The organism is Corynebacterium meridianum, assembly GCF_016342265.1.
Lineage (GTDB): Bacteria > Actinomycetota > Actinomycetes > Mycobacteriales > Mycobacteriaceae > Corynebacterium > Corynebacterium meridianum.
On record NZ_JAEIOS010000011.1, the window covers coordinates 98,045 to 121,030 of the forward strand.

Here is a 22,986-nt window from a genome sequence, read left to right on the forward strand (position 1 = left end):
ACCGGGTCGATCACCGGGGCATCCGGCGCCACACCGGGCGGGGAACGAGCCGCATCACCCGGGCGAGAACCTCCAGTCGGCGCGGGATCCACAGGGTGATGGAGCGGACTCTCCCACCCCTCTCCTGAGACCGGATCTCCCGGGCGATCGCGTCGGCGACCTCCGCCGAGGTGACCGACATCGGTGCGGGATCCATGCCCTCGGTCATCCGTCCGATGACGAAGCCGGGGCGGGCGGTGATCAGCCGGACCGGACCGCCGTGGAGCCGGTCGGCAAGACCCTGGCAGAAGGCGTCGAGACCGGCCTTCGTCGATCCGTACACGTAGTTGGCGCGGCGGGCGCGCCAACCCGCCACCGAGGAAAAGGCGACGATGGTCGCCGGTTGCCCGACGGTCGCCGTCCTCGTGAGCAGATCCGCGAGCACGGTCAAAACCGACACCTGGGCGGTGTAGTCCACTGTCGCGATCTGAGCGGCGTGCGCCTCGTCGTGCTCCGCGCGGCGCTGTTCGCCGAGAACACCGAACGCGACGATCGTGTAGACCGGTGAGCCGGCGAGGGCGAGTGCCTGCTCTACGACCGTCCGGTGACGGCCGAGGTCGGTGGCGTCGAACTCGATCCGGTGGACGGACGTTGCACCGGCGGCACGCATCCGTAGTGCCGCGTCGTCAAGGTCCGAGACGTTGCGTGCGGCGAGCACCACCTCGCGTCCGGCGACGAGACGTTCGGCCAGGTGAACGCCGATGTCACTGCGACCACCCAGCAGGAGCACGGATCCGGAACTCACCAGAAGAGGCTCCGCGGCCGGTTGTTGAGAAGGCGCACGCCGTCCTCCGTGACCACGACGATGTCCTCGATCCGGGCACCGACGTCTCCGGTGAAGTAGATGCCCGGCTCGACGGAGAACGCCATGCCCGGCTGGAGAACCGTATCGGAGCCGGACGAGATCGACGGGGCCTCGTGGGTGGTGAGCCCGATGCCGTGACCGGTGCGGTGGATGAACTGCTCCCCGTATCCGGCGGCGGCGATCGCGTCCCGGGCGACCCGGTCGATCTCCCCGGCGGTGACGCCGGGGCGGACCGCCTTCACCGAGGCGGCCTGGGCCTTCTCGAGGACCCGGTACATGTCGAGGACCCGCTCGGTGATCACCTGGGGATCCGAATCGGCGACGAGGTAGGTGCGGGTGCAGTCGGAGCGGTACCCACTCGGCAGTGCCCCTCCGATGTCGACGACGACGAGCTCGCCGGTCCGCAGCTTCCGGTCGGAGAAGCTGTGGTGCGGGTCGGCGCCGTTCGGACCGGAGCCCACGATCACGAAGTCGACGGAGACGTGCCCCTCCTCGAGGATCATGGCGGTGATCTCCTCGGCGATCTCCGCCTCCGTCCGGCCGGGTTGGAGAAGCTCCGGGACCCGGGCGTGGACACGGTCGATGGCGGCTCCCGCTGCGGCGAGTTCCTCGATCTCGTGATCGGTCTTCACCATCCGCAGCTGATCGATGACCGGACCGGCCAACACACAGCCGTGGTTGAGCCCCGCGAGTCCGTTCTGGATCTCGAGGACGTGGTCGGCGGTGAGCGAGGCGCCGAGGCCTACTCCCCGGCCCGAGAACCCGCCGTCCGCGATGTCGGGCACGACGAGGTTTCGGATGATCAACTCATAGGGTGACTGCCCGTCCTGCCACGGGATCAGCTTGACACCGATCTCCGCGGTGCGTTCACGCACGGCCTTGCCGGCGTCGACAGCGGGCGCGATCAGGAAGTCGTCGCCGTCCGCCTGGATGACGAGCGCGGTGAGCCGCTCGTGTGAGCTGACGTCCAGGCCGGTGAAGAACTCGAGATCGGGTCCGGTCCCGAGAATCATGGCCGACATGTCATCTTCGCGCATGTGTTCCAGGATCGCGGCGCAACGGTCGCTGTAGATGTTTTCGGTGGTTGCGGTCTCACTCGAAGTCATGGGCCCCATCATAGGTACCCGGGGCGCAGGCGTACGTGCCGGGGGCCGGCCCCGGGCGCCCCGTCGCCGGGATGCACCTACACTCACCGGCGTGGACTCCAGCTTCAGTCGCCCCCTCACCCGCATCGCCGGATCGACCTCTGATGCGGCCGCTCCCGCGGTCATCCGGCTGAACCGGGGCCGACGCTACTGCTCCGGGTTTCTCACGGCCCCGGAGATTCTCACCGCGGCGATCACCGCCGACCCTTACACCGGTGAACAGCATCTTTCCACCGCGGAGTTCGCGTTTATCGCCGCCCACTTCCTCAGGGCATGCGAACACCCCTCGGAAATCCGGGTATCTGGTACCGGATTTCGCGGGGCAGTCGCCGACGCCCGGGTTGTAGTGGGAACAGACATCGGCATCGTGAGACTCGCCCGTCCCGCTCCCCTCGTACGCCTGCCTCCCATCGCGTCCGCGGTGTCTCCGGTGCTGTCGCGGACGGTCACATACGGTTTCGGCGGAACGACGAAGCGGTCTGTGCCGCCCCGACACGGCAGGATTCTCGCGAAGGTCCCGTTCGCCGTGTCGTTGAATCTGCGGACGCGGGTCCGGCACGCGGCGATCTGCGTTCCCACCGAACGTGACCAGGTCGTCTACGGAGATTCTGGAGGCCCCGTGCTCGTCGCCGGCGAGGTCACTGGACTGCAGTCGCTGCTGTTCGGATACCGTCACCGGGAGCTGCTGAACATCGCCACCGTGGCTCTCCTCCCGCCCCACCTCACGGCGCTCAGCCGAGCCATGGATATCATGTCGGTCCGATAGCCCGTCAGCGGGGTCACGAGCCGAGCGCCACCACGCCGCGTCTGATCGCGTCGATTGCGGCCCGCGCATTGTGCTTCACCTCATTGGTGTAGCCAGTCTTCGCCACCTGTTCGAGCAGGTCGATCACCTGGCGGCACCACCGGACGAAGTCACCCGGGGTGAGTTCCGCGCCGGACTCGGCGGCGGCGGCCATGCAGTAGCCCATCGGTGCGCCGGCGGTCCACTGGTGGATCGCGAGCGCGAACCCCGCCTCGGGTTCCCGGGTGAGCGGAAGGTTGTGCCGCTGCTCGTCGAAGACCAGCTCGCCGTGGATCCGCATAGTGGCATTCATCGCGGTCGCCATCCGGTCGGTCGCCCCGTCCGGGGAACCGCCGCGGACCTCCCGCCGGTTCTGGAACGTGCACATGCTGACGACTCCGGCGAGTTCGGCGGGATCGAGTTCGTTCCAGATTCCCCGACGCAGGCACTGGGCGACGAGCAGATCGGATTCATTGTGGATCTGCGCGAGTCGCTCTCCCTCGTCGGTGATCACGGGGGTGGGGTCCGGGTCATCGTCGCCGGTGACGAACTCGAGATAGTCCATCTCCGCGAGTAGATCGACGATCCGGTCGAAGGTGCGGCCGAGGGTGTCGGTCGCCGCCGACACGCGGGAGGTGAGGCGGTCCAGATCGCGTTGCCTGCGGACCAGTTTCTCCGCTGTCCTGGCGAGCAGCTCCCGGTCCGCCCAGTCGTGTGCCGGATGGGCCCGCAGCGCGGTCCGCAGTTCCCTGACCTCGTCGGTGTCCCGGATCCTGGTCTCGTGCTTCAGACGTTTCGGCCGGGGATAGTCGCCCCGCCGGAACTGCTGTACAACGACCCGCGCATTCCTCCGGGGCTTGCGCTGCACGTCCTTGCCCAGCGACATGTGTCCGACGATCTGCGGTGCGACGGCGAAGGACTCCGCATTCACCCGGCCCGACCACCCGGTCTCTGTGATGATCCAGGGGCGCGGATTCCTCGAGTCCGGCGCCGGTGTGACGACGACCGCGAGCATCGGGCGCTTCTTGGTGGGCAGCGCGATCACATCCCCGATCTGGAGCTTCCGCAGTGCGACGACGGTCTCGGTGTGCAGGTCCTCGAGGTGGCGGCGGCGCGCCTTCTTCTCCTTCTTCGACAGCTCGGTCCTGATCCGGATGTAGTCGAGGAACTCGCCGACCGGATCCCCGTCCGTCGACGGAGGATTCGCCGCGGTCACCGCCCGCTGGAGTTGGTCGCGGAGGTCCGCCACCTTCCGTTCGGCGCGTTCGATCTCCCGGACCTCGTCGACGACGGAGCCGTCCGCCTGGAACTGGGCGAAGGACTTCTCCAGGAGGCGGTGGGCCGGGCCGTAGCCGATGGTGCGGATGAGGTTCACGCTCATGTTGTAGCCGGGTTGGAACGTGGAGATCAGTGGATATGTACGGGTCGAGGCCAGACCTGCCACCGCCCGGGGGTCGACGGCGGGCGCGTACTGCACGACCGCGTTGCCCATCGTGTCGATGCCACGCCGCCCCGCGCGGCCCGTGAGCTGCGTGTACTCGCCCGGGGTGAGATCGACGTGAGCCTCACCGTTGTACTTGACCAGTTTCTCCAGGACCACTGAACGTGCCGGCATGTTGATGCCGAGGGCAAGAGTCTCGGTGGCGAAGACCGCCCGGACCAGCCCCCGGGTGAACAGTTCCTCCACGATGTGCCGGAACGCCGGCAGCATTCCCGCGTGGTGTGCCGCAAAGCCACGGGTCAGCGCGGCCCGCCACTGGCGGAACCGGAGCAACTCCAGGTCGACCTCCGGGATGTCGGAGACCCCGGCATCGACGATACGACCGATCTCTTTCGCCTCATTCTCGGTCGTGAGGGTCAGCCGGGAACCGAGACACTGGTGCAGAGCACCGTCGCACCCGGCCCGGGAGAAGATGAACGTGATAGCCGGCAGCATGTTCCTGCCCTGCAGGACCTGCAGGACCTCCGGGCGTCCCATCGGACGGGGGGAACCGGCCCCACCGTCCCGTGGCTTACCGGAACGGTGGCCACCGTGCCTCCGGTCCCGTCGATCCTCGCCGCGTCCTCCGCTTCTGGAGCGGAAACCGCCTCCCCCCGAATACGCCTGCGAACCGCGTTCCATCTCGGCCGAGTTCAGGCGTTGGACGTGCTTCTCCAGCTCGCGATTGACCTCGCCACCGGTACCGGGTTCGAAGAGCGGGTAGAGGCTCCTGCCGAGCAGCATCCACTGGTCCAGCGGCACGGGCCGGTGCTCTGAGACTATGACCTCGACGTCCCCCCGTACCGTCCGCAACCAGGCACCGAACTCCTCGGAATTCGACACCGTCGCGGACAGGCCGATGATCCGTACGGACTCATCGAGGTTCAGGATCACCTCCTCCCACACGGGGCCACGGGAACGATCGGCGAGATAGTGCACCTCATCCATCACGACGTGGCTCAGCCGGTCCAGCGCCGGGGAACCCGCGTAGATCATGTTGCGGAGCACCTCCGTCGTCATGACGACGATCTCGGCGGTGGCGTTCACCGAGACATCCCCGGTGAGCAGTCCGACGGACTCCTCGCCGTGGACTTCGACGAGGTCGTGGAACTTCTGGTTGGACAGCGCCTTGATCGGGGTGGTGTAGAAGCACTTGGTGCCCCGGGACAACGCGAGGGACACCGCGAACTCCCCCACGATCGTCTTGCCTGCACCGGTGGGGGCGCAGACGAGCACACCCCGATCAGCTTCAACGGCGCGGCAACCCCGGATCTGGAAGTCGTCGAGGGGGAAATCGAGTCGTGCGGTGAACTCGTCGAGATGTGTGGCGGTGTCCGTCATGGCTACCACGCTACCCGGGTCCGTCGAGGCGGCCACGCGGTGGTGGGCGTGGCCCTCGCACCCGATCAGGGGTCAGAGAACGTCGTCGAATCCGCTACCGTCGCGGCTGTCGAAACCCTGCCGCGGAGCGGGTGGTTCGGCGGCGGGACGGAGGGGCCCGGAGGATGCCACCGGACCCGAGCCGTGGACGGGGCCGCTGCTCCGCGGGTCGGCACCTGGGGCGTACAGAGGGGAGGCCTCGTCGTCGTCCAGGTCCGCCCACTCTGGGCGTTGCCGGTCGCGGCGACGGTCGTTGAAGCGGCAGAACTGGATCGACATCTCCACGAGCAGGGTCAGGGCGATCGCCAGCGAGACCATGCTCATCGGATCCTGACCGGGGGTGATGACGGCTGCGAAGCAGAAAATGAAGAAGATGATGATGCGTCGCTTGTCCTTCAGCTGCTCGTAGCTGACGACGCCGATGATGTTGAGCATCCCGATGATCAACGGAACCTCGAAACTGACCCCGAAGATCAGGAGCAGGCCGATGAGGAAACTGAAGTAGAGCTTGCCGTTCAGCGCGGTCGTCGAGGATTCGCTGGCTATGGTCAGCAGGAACTCCAGTGCGAAGGTGATGACCCAGTATGCGAGGGCTGCCCCGAGCACGAAGAGGAGGACCGCAACCGTCACGAAGATCGCGGTTGAACGACGCTCGTTCTTGTGCAGACCGGGCGTGATGAACAGCCACAGCTGGCTCAGCCACACCGGCGAGGCGAACACGAGGCCGGCGAGGCCACCGACCTTGAACCGGAGGCCGAACATCTCGAAGGGACCGGTTGCGAGCAGTCGACAGCTGCCGTCAGCGGAGAAGTCGGCACGAACCTCGTCCGGTAGGTTGCAGTAGGGCTCGCGGAGCAGATACCCCAGGGTGGGCAGGCCGAAGATGGAGTGCTCGAACCAGATCACGCCCAGCACGGTTCCCACGGCGAGCGCGATCAGGGAGATGATCAGCCGGCGGCGGAGTTCCTTGATGTGTTCGACCAGGGTCATCGTCCCGTCACTCGAACGCTTCGAGTTGTGCCCGCGTCGGGGAATGAGCCGCTTCTTCGGGGTGGGTGTGCTCATGGAAGTTGGTGTTCCGCTCCGTGTTCGGCGCACCGGGATTCCGGTGCGCCGGGTCAGTCAGGCGGGCATGGGTACGCCCGCGTGTTCACTCGGGGTCGCTACTGCTGCCGGGGATCATTCGGGTTCGGCTGCTGGTACCCGGGGGGCATGGGCTGCTGGTAGCCCTGTGGTGTCTGGTAGCCCTGCGGCTGCTGGTACCCGGGAGCGGGACGCGGGGGCTGCTGGAGGTTGGCCTGCGGATTCGGGACGCCGTAACCCTGCTGGGGGTACTGCGGAGACTGCGGGTTCTGGGTGAGCTCGCGTGGCTCGGGGACGACGTTCCCGGTGCCCTGGTCGGAGGGCATGTTGTCCGTCGCCTGATCGTCGTTCTTCATCTCCTTGACCTCGGATTTGAAGATACGCATCGATCGGCCGACGGAGCGGGCGGCGTCCGGGAGTTTCTTCCAGCCGAACAGCACCAGCACGACGACGGCGATGATGGCTAGTTCAAGGGGTCCTGGGGTCATGGAGACAGCCTTTCATACGAGCTTTTCAGATAATGGCGCACCGGAGCGGGAGGCGCTCCTTTTCTAGCGATGATACGCCGCGAGACCGGCCCGGGCGCGTTCCGACACTTCGGCGACCAGTTCCGCGGGACCGTCCACGAGCACACGGCCCCCCTGTCCCAGGATGAACCGAATGAACCAGTCGTGGGATGAGACCGGCATTCGAGCCGCATAAAAACCGTCGACGGGGTTCGTACCCGTCAACTCGAGGGGAACATAGTCCGCGAGCCAGACGGCGTCCTCGAGGATGCGTACCTCGGCGTGACAGGAGACGGAGGTGAAGGAGAAGGGATCCTCGGAATTGAAGGCCAGCTCCCCGAGGTGCGGATCTCCGGTCTCCCCTGTGTCGACCACATCGTCCATCCTGTCCACCCGGAAGGTGCGGTGTGTCCCGGCGGCCGTGTCCCAGGCGGAGACGTAGGTGTTTCCCTCCTTCGTGAATACCCGCGCGGGAACGGCCAGACGATGTGTCGTGGCGTCGCTGGCCGCGCTGTAGTACCCGAAGGCGAGGATGGTCCGGTTGTCGAGTGCCGCCCGGATGGTCTCGAGGACCGGCGGTGCGGCTGACCGGAAGCTGTCCGACACCACCGAGTCGACGACGGTCGCCGTGCTGGCAGGCAGGATTCGGCGGAGCTTCCCGGCGGCGCTGACGACCGCGTCACGGTCCGTGAGTCCACCGACGTTCTCGAGGGACTCCAGCGCGAGGAGGAGGGCACCGGCTTCAGTCTGGGTGAGGCGGAGTGGGCGGTCCATTCCCTGACTGTTGGTGACCCGTACCGAAGGATAGGAATGGTCCAGGTCGACCAGATCCCCCGGCCCCATTCCCGGCAGGCCACAGCACCACAACCGGTTGAGGTCGTCCATTATCTGTTGCGGGGCGTAGCCGAGGTCACCGGCTGCCTCCATGATCGATCGTCCCGGATGGGCCTCGAAGTAGGGCAGCAGGTTCAACATACGCACGAGGTCCCCGAGACGGTCAGCTCCACCGGGCCCCTTGTTGGCACTGGTCACACGGACTCTCCGTTCTCTGCGCTGTGCATCCCGGCGACCCGGGACAGTGTTTCGATGACCGCCAGGCGGACATCCTCCGGCCCGATCACGACGACCTGGGGTGCGTGGGCGGCCGCGGTACGGATGAACCAGTCCCGTTCGACGTTCCTCAGTACGTGAACTCCGTCGTCGAGGAGTTCCGCCGTTCTCGTCAGCTCTCCCGCGCTCCCGGAGGTTGTCCGGAACCGGGCGTCGATGACGTCACGGCCCCGTCTCAGGGAGCGGGCCACGAGATCCTGCAGATCCACCCCACCCGGATTCGGGTGGGTCGCCGGACCGGACTCCCTGATGTCGGTGATTCTGGTGATCCGGAAACTACGGACCGCCTCCCTGTCCGCGTCGTGACCGACGATGTACAGCCGGTCCCGGTGGCTCACCAGACCCCACGGATCCATCGTGCGGGTGACCGCCCCGCCGACGGGGCCACGTGAGTACGTGAAGCGGATCCTGCGTCGGTTTCGGCAGGCACCGAGAATGGTGTCCAGGGTCTGCGGCCCGAGATGTGCGGTGTCGTTGAGCATGCTGACCACCGGAACGGCACCCAGTTCCCTGGATGCACCGGCTGCCGCGAGTTTCGTCCATCCCGACTGGGCGAACGCCGCGAGCCGTCGCCCCAGTCCCATGTCTCCGGCGAGCGCCAGTACGGTGGCCTCCGCGGGAGTGAAGCTCACCTCCGGCAGGGAGTATTCCTCGGACTGGAGCCGGTAGCCGGTCTGCCCGGGATCGTCGGGGTTGGCGACGATCTCGACCGGCACACCGGCCGCCCGAAGGACCCCGAGGTCACGGTTGAACATGCGGCGGGAGGCGTCCTCGCTGCGTCCGGCGTAGCCCGCCACATTGTCCCGTACCCAGGATGCGGTGAGCAGCCGACGTCCGCCGTTCTGTTCGGCGTCGAGGAACGCAAAGGTGAGGTTGATCAGCCGTTCCAGAGCCTCGTCCTTCTTGGTCATGGTGTCGGCCGGTAGTCCGTGGCATGGGCGTCCATGTAGGCGATGAGCTCGTCGACCCTGGGATCGGTCGCGGCGAACGGATCGCCGAGCTGCACCACCTGCGGCTCGGGTCGGTTGACCCGCAATCTCATCCAGTCGACGGTCACCGGTGCCCCGACCGTCCGCGCGTGGTCGAGGAACCTCCCCCGCAGTGCTGCTCGAGTGTCCTGCGGAGGGGTACCGACGGCTGCCGCTATCGCGTCATCGGTGGTCCACCTGGCGATCAGTCCCCGGTCTACCAGCGTGGAGTACAGGCCTCGGCCGGGGCGGATGTCGTGGTAGGTGAGATCGATCTGGGCGAGTTTCGGGTCTCCGAGTTCGATCCCCAGGCGTTCCCGGTAGCGGGAGATCAGCTTGTGCTTGATCACCCAGTCGATCTCGGTGTCCACCGCCCGGAAGTCTCCCGAGTCCAGCGCCGTGAGCATCCTCCGCCAGAGGTCCACGATACGGGTGAGCTCCTCCGGCGGTGTGCCGCCCTCCGCCGGGTCCCTGATCTCCAACCACTTTTCGGCGGCTGAACAGTAGCGTTCCTGGAGTTCGAGCGCCGTGATGGTTCCCCCGTCGGTGAGCGGAATCTCGGTTCTCCCCCGGGTGTCCCGGGCGATGTCGCGGATGGCCGAGATGTCGTTGGCCAGTTCAACCTCGGGCAGCGGGAACCCGGCCTCGATCATCTCCAGTACGAGGAGCACCGAGCCGATCTTCAGCGCGAATGTCGGTTCCGCCATCGAAGAGTCCCCGACGATCACGTGCAGGCGCCGGAACCTCTCCGAATCGGCGTGCGGTTCATCACGGGTGTTGATCATTGGCCGGGACCGGGTGGTCGCGGACGACACACCCTCCCAGACGTGGTCCGCGCGCTGTGAGACACAGAACCCGGTCCCGTACCTCTCGCTGGGGCTACCGGGGAAGGGGCGGTAGATTTTCCCGGCTCCGGCGATCAGCTGGCGCGTGATGAGGAACGGGACCAACGCGAGACCGAGCTTCTTCAGCGACAGTTCACGCCGCACGAGATAGTTCTCGTGGCACCCGTACGAGTTTCCGATGGAATCTACGTTGTTCTTGAATACGTAGACACGTGCACCCGGGCCGAGCTCGCGCTCCACCCGTACGGCTAGTTCATCGATGGCCCGGTCACCCGCGCGCTCATGGTTGAGCAACTGCGTGATCGAGCGGCATTCGGCGGTCGCCCACTCGGGATGCGAGCCGACATCGAGATAGAGCCGCGCAGCCGAGGAGGTGAAGATGTTCGAGCTGGCATGTTCCTCGACAACTGGCCGAAACATCTGGCGCGCGAGTTCATCCGGGATCATCCGACCGCCCTCGGGCAGGGTACAGGAGATCCCGTACTCGGTCTCGACACCCATGATCCGCCGGGTCAGGGCTCCCGCTGCCGATTCGATCATGGTGACTACTGTCCGCCCTTCTGAACGTACGAGCGGACGAACTCCTCGGCGTTGGATTCCAGGAGACCGTCGATCTCATCGAGCAGGTCGTCGGTGCCGTGGGTGTCTATCTGCGACTGTCCAGCCCCGTGGTCGACGGGATCGTCGTCGCCGCGACCACGGCCGCCCCCGGCATGAATGGACGGATTGTTTGCCATTGTGTTCCCTTCTTTCGGCATCTGTCTGATGCGTGATCGTCGGCGGTTCCCGGGCGGGACCGGAAGCACCACCTGCAGATGTTCCTGGTTCAACTGTAGCGACCACCGGAGCCTCCCGTACCGCGGGCGGTCGGAATCGCGTCCGCGGCAGGCAGGTGGCCGGTGGACACCGGGATGGAAGGGGATTCACGGCCCCTGGGGCCGGTAGTCTGCACATAATCTGCGCGCCAGAATACTTAATGTGTGCTGTGAGGCGCATGGGTTTCGACCCCTGTCTAAGGTTAGCCACGCTTACCAGAATCTGTGTTAGGTTATGTGCTTGTAAGTTGAGCCTAACTCATTTTGATGAGTGTGGAAGCCGTCCGGAACCGTTCGGGCGCAGGAAATCTGCAGGTGAACATTCGATCTTCGTCTGCAGGTACAGGTGATTCGAAGAGGAGCGTCCACTTCCCGGTGGGCCGCTCCCGCGAAAAGACCGATCTCCCCTTTCGCGATCACGTGAAGCAAAACATTAAGGAAAATCTGAATGGCTGAATCAAGTCGCCGTATGTCCCGAGCCGGAGTCGCAGCGATCGCCTGCCTCTCGCTCACCCTCTCCCCCATCAGTTCCGTCGGCGTCGCACTCGCCGACGCCACCTACACCAAGGGTGTGGAAGCCACCGACGGGACCAAGCAGGTCTACGCCGCTGACACGGATGCACTCCACTGGGGTATCAACGAGATGTTCCGTGGAAAGGCGACCTCCTTCGAGGCCGCCGACGGTGCCCGCTACGACGCCGAAGCGAAACAGTTCGTCTTCCCCTATGTCTCCATGGACGACGCGGCGAAGACCGTCAGCTACGCCGGATCCGTCACGATCCTCGGTGAGTGCGAGGACGACGCAGATCCGTCCCGGGGTACCTGCAAGATCGACGTGACCCTCACCGACCCGGTCGTCACCGTTGATCCCGACGGCACGAGTTCTGTCTCCGCCACCGTCCACTCCACCAGGGACGGTGCCGAGTGGTTCGGTCCCGAGACCGTCGAACTGGCAACCCTCGACTTCTCCGGCGCCAGGTTCAACAACAGCGACACCGACACCACCTGGGTCGATGTCGCAGCCACCGCCACCGACGCGGCGGCCGACAACGCCTTCCTCGGCACCGGAGCGCTCGAGAACGTCGAGTTCACCTACCCCGGTAAAACCGAGGGGAAGCAGAGTATCGAGCTCAAGGTCGACAACTACTCGGCTGCGGCATCCAACTTCAGTATGGGAGATGCGCTGCGGACGATCCAGTTCGACGACGGATCCGTGCTCCAAGTTGAAAAGGGCTACGGCGACGCGGAGATGGCCGTGTTCAATCCCGGTTTCGAGACCATCTCCGGGACGACCGGACTCGATGTCGAAGGCAAATTCCTGCTCGCTGCTGATACAGCGACGAAGACGCTCTACTGGGTGGACGGCGACAACAACCTCAAGAAGGCGGTTCTCGGGGATGACGGGCAACTCTCGGGTGAGTCCACTCTCGAGGAACTAGGGGACGCCGGACATGTGAATGGCCTGGCTCTCGGCGTTGACGGGACAATCGGTCTGCTGATTGTCCCCACCAGCGGTTCTACACCGACCTACGCACGCCTCGTTGAGGTTGACGCCGCCGGCGGTAAAACCGTAACCCAGCTTCCCTCCGCCAAAAAGCTTCATCCCGAGATCGACGACACCGGCGAATACTACAGCGACCAGGCGTACGGTCTGTCCTTCGGCTCCCGGAACTCACTGGCCGCGCTGCCGGACGGGACTTGGATCGCCGTAAACGACTTCGAGGTGACGGAAGGACACGGCGCGACGCCGATCCATATCACCCCGAAGGCGGATACCAAGGCATCCCTGCTGACCGGTGCCGGTGATCTCTTCGCCGATTACCAGTCGATCAACGGACTGTACACCGAGGGTGACATTGTGGCGTTCCACAACTACCGGAGGGAAGGCGGCGACAAGCACACGGTCGTAGGTTTCTACCGGTACTCAGACGGCAAACTGACCCCGATCTACAGCAACACCGCCGCAGGTGAGTTCCAGGTCATCGGTGGCGTGGCCGCGGCCGGAGACTCACTCTACGTCTTCAGCTCCGAGAACAAGACCCTCACCGCCTTGAGTGCTGAAGATGGATCGGTCCAGGCGAGTGTTGTCCTCGACGAGGCGACAGACGTCCTGGAGTACGGCAACAGCGACTACAGCAATCTGATCGTCACCGGAGAAAAGCTGCTTGTCACGGTCCCCGAGGACGGCGACGGATGGGGCGACAATCACACGAAACTCGCGACGATCACCAAGACGATGTCGGGAACGACGGGCGATTCGAGCGTCGAGCCCGTCACCGTCGGTGAGTACGACGATGAGACCAGCTACGAGCCCATGGCCGACGACGCTGTCGTCGAGGCCACCGTCGGCACCCCCGCTGTCGCTCCGGCACCGACCTTCGACATGGTCGCCACCGATGAGACCGAGACAATGGCCGCTCCGGCGGACACCACCTTCTCCCTGCCCGAAGCCGTTGAGGGGGCGACCGTCGCCGATGACGGTACCGTGACACTCACCGCCGTCGACGCCCAGGCAGACACTGATGTCCCGGTGACCGTCCTGGTCACCTACGCGGACCAGACAACCGACGAATACACCGTCACGTTCAAGGTCACCGCCGCCGCCGAGCCCACCGCCGACACGGGCAAGGTCTTCTACGGCAAAGAGCCCCTGACCGTCACCGCCGGTGAAACCGGAACCGTCACACCGACCTTCGTCACCGACGACAGCGACGAGGACGTTCCGACGGGCACGTTCGTCTTCGAGGGCGACGTTCCGGAAGGCGCGACGATCGACGAGAACACCGGTGTCGTGAGCTACGCTCCGACCGAGGCGACCGACGGGGTCGACAACGTCAAGGTCCGGGTCACATTCGAGGACGCGAGCACGCAGCTCACCGGCGTCTCACTCAAGGCTGAAGCGGCCACGCCGACCTACACCGAGCAGGTCTGGTACCCGGATGCCGTCACCGTCGCTCCCGGCGAGACCGCAACGACCACACCGAAGCTCGGTGGAATCGAATCCGGCAGCGAGAAGAAGGACATCCCCGAGAACTTCAGTTTCAAGCTCATCGGGGACATCGACGGCGTGAGCATCGACAGCGCAACGGGAACCATCACCTACGCGGCTCCCGCCGACGCCGAAGAGCAGACCATCTACCCGCGGGTCGAGGTCACCTTCCCGAGTGGCAAGACGCAGCCGACCGGTCCGGTCATCAACGTGAAGAAGGACGAGCCCGCCCAGAGCGAGGTCTACGTCTACTACGGCACGATTGTCACCGTGGACGCCGGACAGGAAGCGGTGGTTACTCCCGAAGCTGCGATACCCACCCCCACCTACACCGTCGTCGACATGCCCGCCGGCACGACCTTCAAATTCGTCGACAAGGATGACGAGGCACGCCCGGCGGGCATGACCCTGGACGAGAACACCGGTGTCGTCACATTCACCCCCACCGAGGACCAGGCCGGACAGAGCTACTTCTTCTACGTCCAGGCCACCTACGGTGACGGAACCCCCGCCCCGCGGCCCGCGGTCGGCCTGATCAAGGTCAACGAGGCAGCCACCCCGGATCCGGACGACAGCTCCATGTACAACCTGTTCTACCCGAACACGGATGTCACCGCCGGAGAGAGCGTCACCTCCACGCCCTTCGCCGACATGGCCGGCACCGATGACATCGAGGAAGGCGAGATCCCGGCCGGGACCACCTTCGAACTCGCCTCGGCGGGCAACCCCGAGGGCGCCGTGATCGATTCCGACACGGGCGTCATCACCTACTCACCGGCCTCCGACATGGAGAGCGAGAACGTCGCGTTCGCGGTCACCGCCACCTACGCGGATGGTTCAACCGACTCCCTGATCGTCGTCTTCATCGTCTCCGCCGCTGAACAGAAAATCGAAGACAATGCGATGTACACCCCGGTGTACGTCAACGGCGAAGTCGAGGCCGGAGAATCCGCCGCGGTCACCCCGACCTTCGACATGTCCGACACCGACACCGTCGAAACCGGTTCCGCTCCGGACGGCACGACCTTCGCGTTCTCCGGAACCCCGGATGCCAGCTTCTCCATCGATCCCACCACCGGTGCGGTCACCTACGAAGCGGCTGACGACGCCGAGGATGCGACTGTCCAGGCCATGATCACCGTGACCTACGCGGACGGAACCAAGGATGACGCCACCGTCACCTTCGCGGTGAAGGCAGCCGAGGACAAGACCCCGCAGCCGTCCGGCTCCAACTCCGGGTCCTCCTCACTGGTCGACAAGCTCACCGGTAGTGCCGTCGGCGGCTCAGCTGCCGGTGGCATCATGAGCCTGCTGTCGGTGGGTGTCCTGTTCGGCGTCATCGCCGCGATCATCCATTTCCTCAAGGTCCAGATGCCCGGTTTCCCGAAGTTCTGACCCATCACCAGGTAGCCACGGCGTAACCTGACCACCCGACGACCCCGGCCTGGGGTAGATCACCTGCGGACTCCGCGGGCACGATCACCAGGACCGGGGTCGTCGGCGTGTGTATTGGCTGCGGCTAAAACTCCCGGACGAAATGACGGTGTGATTTCTCACGTTTCACCGTCGCCCAGCCGTACAGCAGAGCCGTACCGGTGGTTGATGTGGCCGTCATCCCTCCGGTATCGGGCGGTCGGAAAAAGGAGCATCGCAGATGGGAGCGGTATTGCCACCGTCCGGAAGATGTCGCGGGGTGGATGCTGGTCAGACCGTTCTGAGTTGATTGAGCGGGAAAACCAGTTTAGCTGTCGGATGCCCGGTGCCGTGCCGTCTGAGACACCGCCAGAGGCAGTAGATTAGATAAGCATCGAAGTGATTGGAACTCCCTGAATAGCCTGGAGTCGTCCCACGAGAGTGCTGGTGGCGGCCCGGATGGCGGAAATGCTGAGCCGCAGTGTCCCGATACAGACCTGTAGCCGGCTTCAACCTTCAGACACTCTCGGAAAGCGGGCCGGACGTCGTAAGCAAACCCCGACCCGACATCGCGGGCACGGGATGACACACGGGATTCCGGGACCTGTCGTGACCGTGCCCATGGCCAGTTAGGAACTCGGAATGACACAGTCACACCGCACACTCTCCAGAGCCGGCATATCCGTCCTCGCAGGGTTGTCCCTGATCCTCTCCCCCATCAGCCCGGTTGGTAACGCACTGGCTGATGCAACCTACTCGAAAGGGATATCCGCCACTGAAGGCACTCCGCAGGTCTATCCGGCCGACGCAGCCGCTCTCCACTGGGGCTTCAGTGCGACCTTCCGGGAAAAGGGCACAGCCTTCGAAGCCGCGGACGGAGCCCGCTACGACGCAGCCTCCGGTCAGTTCATCTTCCCCGACACGGGGTGGGACGAAGCCCCGGGTACCGCCAACTACGGTGGCTCAGTCACGATGCTCGGTGACTGCGAGGTCCCGGATGACCCGACCCGCGGTACCTGTGCCGTGGATGTCACATTCACCGAACCGACGGTCACGATATACCCGGATGGCGGAGCCACCGTCTCCGCGACGGTCCATTCGACCCGCGACGGCGAAACCTGGTTCGGACCCGAACGTCTTGTCCTCGCGGACCTCGACTTCGGAGCGGCCCGTTTCAACGGCACGGACGCCGAGACCACCTGGGTCTACGGTCAGCGCGACAGCGAGCACTCAAGCCCGGGAATCGGCGTTCCTCGGCGCGGCCACCGATCTAGACCCTCTGCAATTCACCTATCCCGGTACCGCTGTCGGCATCACCGGAACGCCGCTGGCGGTCGAGGCGTACTCCACCGCCGAGACAGGTTTCCCCTCCTATGTACCGCTCGACACCATCCAGTTGTCGGACGGTTCCGTCGCGCAGTTCCGCAAGGGATTCTCCGACAAGCGGTTCGTCGTTTTCAACCCGGAACTCGACACGGTCAGTGCTGTGAATGACGTGGACATCGCGGGCATCTTCCTCAGTGTGTATGACCCCCGCAACCGACAGGTTCTTCTGGATTGACGGGGACAACAACCTGAACGGAGGAAAGATCTCCGCAGCGGGAATCACCGATCAATCGGTCGTCGTCGAACTCGGTGAAGGAGCGCCGAACGGGATGGCGCTACAGCCCGACGGCACCATCGGCGTACTTCTTGTTCCGGAACGTGATGACTCGGTGAACCACGCCCGGCCGGTCACCGTCGATTCCTCCGGAACGCGGACGGAGACCCAACTTCCGGCCGCCGGGAAACTCTACCCCGGCATCGTTTCCGAAGCCGCTGACGGATACGGAATCTACGGCGAGACGTTCACCCAGGACAACGGCCTGGCGGCGCTGCCTGACGGCTGCTGGATCTACGCCTTCGACCACAGGATCCAACGACAGGACGGATCGACGACCGGTGCGACCCCGATTCACCTGACTCCCGGTGGGCCGGAGGCCGCAAGCCTATTCACATCCGCGGCCACGCTCACGGCAAACCCCCAGGGCGTCAGCGGCCTCTACACCAACGCCGATGGCATAGTCGGCATATTCAACGGACGCAACGAGGCCGGTGCAAGCCACCCGGTTCTCGGCTTCTACCGCTACGCGGATGGTGAGCTGTCCGAGATCTACTCCAACCCCCGGGCCGCGGAGTACTCGGCCATAGTCGGGGTCGCCGCGGAAGGCGACCATCTTTACGTTCTCAGCTCGAATGACCGCCGATTGACCAGACTCAGCGCGATTGACGGATCCGTGGAGGACTCCGTCGTCATCGGTCAGAGCACCGCGATGCCTGAGCGGAACATGAACCTGAGCAACTTCATCTCGTTGAGTGACAGGTTCCTCGTCAGTGTCCCCCACGACGATCGGGGTACCCACACCCGACTCGCCGTGATCGATCGGGGTACGGCGGACAAGGTCGCGGATCCGGACGTCGAGCGGGTGACCGTCGGCCGCTACGGGTTCGCGGACTCCCTGGAACCGGTCTATTCCGTGGCCATCGGGGAAAAGCTCATTGTTCCGGCTCCCGAATTCGAACGGCGCACGAGCACCGGCAAGGTCCAGTCCCCCCGGTACAACTTTCTCGGTCGCCGACATTGACGGGGTCACCATCGTCGGAGACACCGGTGAGATAGCGGTTGAACCGGTTGCCGGTCAGGCCACCGGAGAACTGCTGATCCCGGTAACTGTCACGTATCCGGACGAATCCGTGGACGAGATCAACCGTTACGGTCCGCGTTGACGGAGATACCGCGAACCCCGGTGGTTCGACGGGGGACATCGCCGACAAGCTCTCCGGCGGCAGCGGGAGCTCGGGGCACACGGCTGTTCTCTCGATCGGTGCCCTCGCCGGAATCATCGCCGCGATCATCCACTTCATCAAGGTACAGATGCGCGGCGCTTTCCATCTCCCGCAGTTCCCCGGTATGTCCCGGAACTGATGCCCCTGTTCCGTGATCCCGCGGGGTCCGGTTCCTGATCGTATCGGCCCGGCCCCTCCACTCCGCGCACAAGCGGGAGGGGGCCGGGGCCGGGCTCCGTCATGCGGGCATTCTGCCCACACACGAGGTCGGCGTGGTGGGCACACGGTGCCTTTCCTTCTCTTCAACTCGACCGAACCGGGGTATCCGTCTGGTACGGGTCCGCCCCGACTCCGCGATCTGGTCTCGCAGGTGTTACCCCCGGTGCGTTTCCGGTGTTCGGTGATGTGATCAGAGCTGGTTTTCACTGGATATCAGCCGGGCGACAGGCGGGGCCCCGCAAAGATCAATCGTTCGGTGGAGCTGCCACTACCTACTACGGTTACGGTGCCTCACCTGTAGGTCACGGACGTTCTCGATGGAAGGTATCAAACGTGTCATTTGGCGCTCGTTTCACATTTAGCCAGCTGCAGAAACGATGGTGAGGCGTGCCTAACCTCTGTTAGTGTTGTCACCATTCGCCGGTGAAATCACCCCGCATTCCCGGAACATGTGACCCCACCGGTGACCGATTCCGAACACCAGATCCCTTAAGGACCCATCAGTGCCCAGAACCACCTCCCGTCGTATCACCCGCCTCGGCCTCGCCACCGTCACCGCCCTCTCCGTCAGCTTCGGTATCGCAGCCCCCGTCGTCGCGGGCGTCGAGGACACCATCGGTACCGTTCCCCGCCCGGGCGTCGCCCAGGAGTACGAGGACTCGACACCCGCCCTCCAGTGGGAGATCCGCGACTCCTTCAACAACTACACCGGTGGAGCGACGCACTTCTTCGACGGCGCGGAACTCGTCGACGGGACCTTCCTGTGGCCCTACAGGTCCACCGAGACTGACGCCGACGGCAACACGGTCGTGCAGTACGGCGGAACGGTCAACTACATGAAGTACTGCGAGGGGGACGAGCCGGTCCGCGGTGGTTGTCAGCTCGACCTGTCCGTCGCCGACCCGAGGATCGTCTTCGACGCCGCCAAGGGAACCGGGACGCTCTACGCGACCGTCAACTCCCGGGTCTATCTCACCGGTGAATGGTTGGGTGTCAAGGAAGTGCCTTTCGCGACGCTCGACTTCAAGGCGGGCCGGTACAACAACCAGACCGACACCACCACCTGGAAGAGCGTGGCAGGGTCCCTGCTGGAGGACGGCCAGAAGGCCTTCTCGAACTTCTACACCTCGAACCCGTACATCAGCTCCCTGGCGTTCTCCTACCCGGGCAAGACCGAGCTGAACACCTCCGGCGACACCGGGTACTCCCTCGCCGAGAGCATCCGGCTCCCGGTCAAGGCCGGTGGCTCGGAGCGGCTCTACGGGCTGTCGGACGGATCGGTGCTCTACGTGACCAACGACTACGGCGCAGGCAAGGGGGTCGTCGTCTCCCATGATCTGGACACGGTCTCCGATCCCTTCGAGTTCGTGACCAACGGCGCGACCGACTCCGCCTTCGATCCCGCGACAGACACGCTCTACTGGGTCGAGCCGAAGCAGGAACCCGCGATGGCGGTCATCCACAGCGCGCCCGTCACCGCCTCCGGCATCGGTGCCGCCACCGAGATCGCCACCGTCGAGGGCACCGTCTCCGGTTTCTCACGGGACGCCTCCGACGGCACGCTCGGTGTCCTGCACCTGCTGCCCAAGGCCGAGGACTCCGTCGACGACTACCCCGCCCGTTTCACGACGATCGCCGTCGACGGCAGCAAGACCACGGTGGAGCTTCCGGCAGCGACCGAACTCTACCCGGATGTGAACACCGGGGAGCACTACAACGAGGTCTACGGTTCCCCCTTCGTCTTCTCCTCCACCTCGGGTCTCCGGGCGCTCAATGACGGTACCTACCTGTACGTCTACGATCACTCCGTCCCCCGGAAAGACGGTACGGAACCGGGCGCTCTCCCGGTTCACATCACCCCGGCCGCCGACGGTACGAAGGCCACTCTCGTGGAGGCGTTCGCACCCGCCAACGAGGACCACACCCACAGCTTCCGGGGCGTCGCGACCGACGGGACGAACATCGGCATCTACAACGACTACAGCAACTCCAATGTCGCGTTCCTGAGGTACGAGAACGGCGAGTTCACCATGCCGTACCATGCCGCACAGCCGGAGAAGCTCGTCTCCATCGCAGGCATGACCTTCAACTCGCAGGGGCAGGCGTTGGTCTCCTCCGCGAAGAACTACTTCATGGTCGTCGACCCCTCCACGGGTGCCGTCCTCCAGGAGGCTTCACTCTCCGGCAACATGAAGGGGACCGAGAAAAACCAGCCCCTCGCGACCGTACTGGTCGGCGGGGATGTCTTCATCGTCGATCGGCGAGAGGTCGACTACACCGACTACGCAGGTATCCAGCGACTCGAGCTCCCCGGCGCCGAAGGCCAGTACAACCCCGAGATCGACGTTGTGACCATGGGACACACCCCGGACAAGACCGATTCGAAGACCACCGCAGAGTCCGTGGACGCCTACCTCGAGAAGAACACCCTCGAGGTGACCGCCGGTGAGTCCGTCACCGCCGACAAGGTGCTCTTCGATGAGACCACGACCACCGACCGCGAAGCTGCCGCAGCGCCTGAGGGCACCGTCTTCAGCCTCGTCAGCGACGTGGAGGGCGCATCGATCGACGAGAAGACCGGTGCCGTCACCTACACCGCCGCCGCGGACGCACCGACCGGTGAGATCAGTGTTTCGGTGAAGGCCATGTTCAAGGACGGCAGCGAGGACACCGTTGATCTGACGGTGAAGGTCACCGAAGCCACCCCGGCACCGACCTCCACGTCCACCCCGGCACCGACCTCGACCTCCAGCCCGACCCCTACCTCGACTCCGGAACCTTCGTCGTCGGGTAGCAACGGAAAGAGCATCTTCTCCGGTCTCTCCGGCAAGGCCGTCGGCAGCAGCCTCCTGTCGCTGGTGTCGATCGGTGGAATCCTCGCGCTGATCGCGGGTCTGTTCCACTACATCAACACGAACATTCTCCACCGCTAGCAGGACACGACGAGGGCCCCGCACCGGATATTCCGGAGGCGGGGACTTCGTCGTGTCCTTCAGCCAGACGTCAGCGACCGGGGCCACCGATGCGGTCGACCGGCGCCAATCTGCGTTCGTCCACGAGCCGCAGGAGATTCGCGGCGTCTGTGGCTCGGTCGAAGAGATCTCCGCAGTTTTTCCGGGTGAGACAATCCAGTTCGGGCATCCGTAGCCGGTGGTGGCCGGTGACCCTGTCCCCGGCGACGACCACGGTGTCCCAGCTCGCCGCGAGTACCTGATCGGGCCAGCGGCGCATGATCTCACCGCGGAAGAACGCACGGGTGTCGTCCGGCGGCGTGAGAGCCGCGGTCTCGATCACCGCGGGATCGACGAGACTCCGCATGCTGCCCCTTCGGACCAGTGCATGATGGAGACCGCGATCCGGATCGATGTCCGCGTACTGGAGGTCGACCAGGGCGATTTTCGGGTGCCCGATGTCGAGGCCGCGGTCGGTGAACCGGCGGATCAGAGACCACTTCGCCGTCCAGTCGAGCCTGTCGGCGGTGCGCAGCGGGTCCACGTCGAGACCGTCGAGGAGCTCCCCCGCCGTGCGCAGCACGAGACGGTCCGTGTCACTGACGTCGCGGCACCGCGAGAGATACTCCCGGAGAATCGCTGTGGCCCGCAGCTCACGGCCATCCATCAACCGAAGGGGCTTCCGGCAGTCGAGATCCCGGGACACCTGCTTCACCGCGGCCACAGGGTCGGCGAGCTCGAGATCCGCGAATTCCTCCCCCGCCTCGATCGCATCGAGAACCAGGGAGGTCAGGCCGAACTTGAGCAGGTTCGCCGTCTGCGACATGTTGGCGTCACCGATGATGACGTGGAGCCGGCCCCATCTGTCGGCGTCCGCGTGCGGCTCGTCGCGGGTGTTGACGATTCCCCTGTTCAGGGTGGTTTCCAGCGACACCGGCTGCTCGATGTAATCCGCGCGCTGGCTGATCTGGAACCCAGGCAACTCACCACGCTCCCCCAGCCCGACGCGCCCGGCGCCGATCAGGACCTGCCGGGTGACGAAGAACGGGATGATCGCCCGGGTCAGGACGTCGAAGTCGGTCGACCGGTTCCAACGGTAGTTCTCGTGGCTGCCGTAGCTCGCCCCCTTGCCGTCGACGTTATTCTTGTACATCTTCAGCGCCGGGCACGGCGGTTGTCCCTCGATGACGCTCTCACCTCGGGCCGTGTACTGGCGAACCGCATCGACTGCCCGGTTCATCACGAGATCACCGGCGGCGTCGTAGATCATCGCCTGCATCGCGTCGGAGGTCTCCGGGGCCGAGTACTCGGGGTGGGCGTGATCGACGTAGAACCGGGCGCCGGAGGACGTGATCACGTTGGCTACACCGACCGTGTTCGGGTCGATGACCGGGGCCGTGCGAAACCTGCGGAGATCGAAACCCCGGGCGTCCCTGAGGGGGGACTCCTCGCCGAAGTTCCACCGGGTGCGGCGCAGTGATGCGCCGGTGGCCACGGCGTAGGCGAGCACGGTGTGAGTGGAGGTGACGATGGGACTCGCCGTGGGATCGTCCGGCGTGGAGATCCCGTACTCGGTCTCGGAACCGATGAAACGCGACATGTTGTGTCTCTTTCTGACGTGGCGTGCT

General features: G+C 65.0%; 16 protein-coding genes. 6 read left to right on the top strand and 10 right to left on the bottom strand.

What is annotated here, in order from left to right; translation table 11 throughout:
* Positions 1 to 10: 10 nt before the first annotated feature.
* Entirely contained in the window at positions 11 to 784 is a 774-nt protein-coding gene (locus JDV75_RS03690) for an SDR family oxidoreductase (RefSeq protein ID WP_198737905.1), read from the bottom strand.
* Positions 781 to 1,950: a M24 family metallopeptidase gene (locus JDV75_RS03695; RefSeq protein WP_198737906.1), complete on the bottom strand. Its 1,170-nt coding sequence runs from the start codon at positions 1,948 to 1,950 to the stop codon at positions 781 to 783. The genes JDV75_RS03690 and JDV75_RS03695 overlap by 4 nt, the downstream gene beginning before the upstream one ends.
* 91 nt (positions 1,951 to 2,041) lie before the next feature.
* Between JDV75_RS03695 and JDV75_RS03700 the strand changes: the two genes are divergently transcribed.
* On the top strand, positions 2,042 to 2,755 hold the full coding sequence (locus JDV75_RS03700; RefSeq protein ID WP_198737907.1) for a trypsin-like serine protease: 714 nt from the start codon (positions 2,042 to 2,044) through the stop codon (positions 2,753 to 2,755).
* A 13-nt stretch (positions 2,756 to 2,768) separates the two neighbouring features.
* Here JDV75_RS03700 and JDV75_RS03705 read toward each other — a convergent pair whose 3' ends face one another.
* The 7 genes from JDV75_RS03705 to JDV75_RS03735 form a co-directional block, all read right to left on the bottom strand.
* On the bottom strand, positions 2,769 to 5,594 hold the full coding sequence (locus JDV75_RS03705; protein WP_198737908.1) for a DEAD/DEAH box helicase: 2,826 nt from the start codon (positions 5,592 to 5,594) through the stop codon (positions 2,769 to 2,771).
* Between the two features lie 72 nt (positions 5,595 to 5,666).
* Positions 5,667 to 6,698 carry a twin-arginine translocase subunit TatC gene (tatC, locus tag JDV75_RS03710; RefSeq protein ID WP_232958159.1) on the bottom strand — a complete coding sequence of 344 codons (1,032 nt, stop codon included), beginning with the start codon at positions 6,696 to 6,698 and terminating at the stop codon, positions 5,667 to 5,669.
* A 98-nt stretch (positions 6,699 to 6,796) separates the two neighbouring features.
* Entirely contained in the window at positions 6,797 to 7,204 is a 408-nt protein-coding gene (gene tatA, locus JDV75_RS03715) for a Sec-independent protein translocase subunit TatA (RefSeq protein WP_198737909.1), read from the bottom strand.
* A 63-nt stretch (positions 7,205 to 7,267) separates the two neighbouring features.
* The gene (locus JDV75_RS03720) at positions 7,268 to 8,254 is read right to left on the bottom strand and encodes a helix-turn-helix transcriptional regulator (RefSeq protein ID WP_336244288.1); all 987 of its coding nucleotides are present in this window, start codon (positions 8,252 to 8,254) and stop codon (positions 7,268 to 7,270) included.
* Complete coding sequence (locus JDV75_RS03725) at positions 8,251 to 9,243, bottom strand: helix-turn-helix transcriptional regulator (RefSeq protein ID WP_198737910.1); 993 nt, start codon at positions 9,241 to 9,243, stop codon at positions 8,251 to 8,253. Before JDV75_RS03725 ends, JDV75_RS03720 begins: the two co-directional genes overlap by 4 nt.
* Positions 9,240 to 10,685, bottom strand: a complete 1,446-nt coding sequence (pafA, locus tag JDV75_RS03730) for a Pup--protein ligase (protein ID WP_198737911.1) — start codon at positions 10,683 to 10,685, stop codon at positions 9,240 to 9,242. Before pafA ends, JDV75_RS03725 begins: the two co-directional genes overlap by 4 nt.
* 5 nt (positions 10,686 to 10,690) lie before the next feature.
* Entirely contained in the window at positions 10,691 to 10,882 is a 192-nt protein-coding gene (locus tag JDV75_RS03735; protein WP_198737912.1) for a ubiquitin-like protein Pup, read from the bottom strand.
* Positions 10,883 to 11,408: 526 nt separating this feature from the next.
* Here JDV75_RS03735 and JDV75_RS03740 point away from each other — a divergent pair.
* From JDV75_RS03740 to JDV75_RS12190, 5 genes are all read left to right on the top strand, one after another.
* Complete coding sequence (locus JDV75_RS03740) at positions 11,409 to 15,344, top strand: Rib/alpha-like domain-containing protein (RefSeq protein WP_198737913.1); 3,936 nt, start codon at positions 11,409 to 11,411, stop codon at positions 15,342 to 15,344.
* A gap of 660 nt (positions 15,345 to 16,004) precedes the next feature.
* The gene (locus JDV75_RS12300) at positions 16,005 to 16,856 is read left to right on the top strand and encodes an HtaA domain-containing protein (RefSeq protein ID WP_198737914.1); all 852 of its coding nucleotides are present in this window, start codon (positions 16,005 to 16,007) and stop codon (positions 16,854 to 16,856) included.
* 32 nt (positions 16,857 to 16,888) lie between these two features.
* Entirely contained in the window at positions 16,889 to 17,986 is a 1,098-nt protein-coding gene (locus tag JDV75_RS03750) for an SMP-30/gluconolactonase/LRE family protein (protein WP_198737915.1), read from the top strand.
* Positions 17,901 to 18,128, top strand: a complete 228-nt coding sequence (locus JDV75_RS12305; RefSeq protein ID WP_198737916.1) for a Rib/alpha-like domain-containing protein — start codon at positions 17,901 to 17,903, stop codon at positions 18,126 to 18,128. Before JDV75_RS03750 ends, JDV75_RS12305 begins: the two co-directional genes overlap by 86 nt.
* A 782-nt stretch (positions 18,129 to 18,910) precedes the next feature.
* On the top strand, positions 18,911 to 21,340 hold the full coding sequence (locus JDV75_RS12190; protein ID WP_198737917.1) for an HtaA domain-containing protein: 2,430 nt from the start codon (positions 18,911 to 18,913) through the stop codon (positions 21,338 to 21,340).
* 70 nt (positions 21,341 to 21,410) lie between these two features.
* Here JDV75_RS12190 and dop read toward each other — a convergent pair whose 3' ends face one another.
* Positions 21,411 to 22,958 (bottom strand): depupylase/deamidase Dop, encoded by a 1,548-nt coding sequence (gene dop, locus JDV75_RS03765; protein WP_198737918.1) that lies wholly within the window; start codon positions 22,956 to 22,958, stop codon positions 21,411 to 21,413.
* Positions 22,959 to 22,986: the final 28 nt, after the last annotated feature.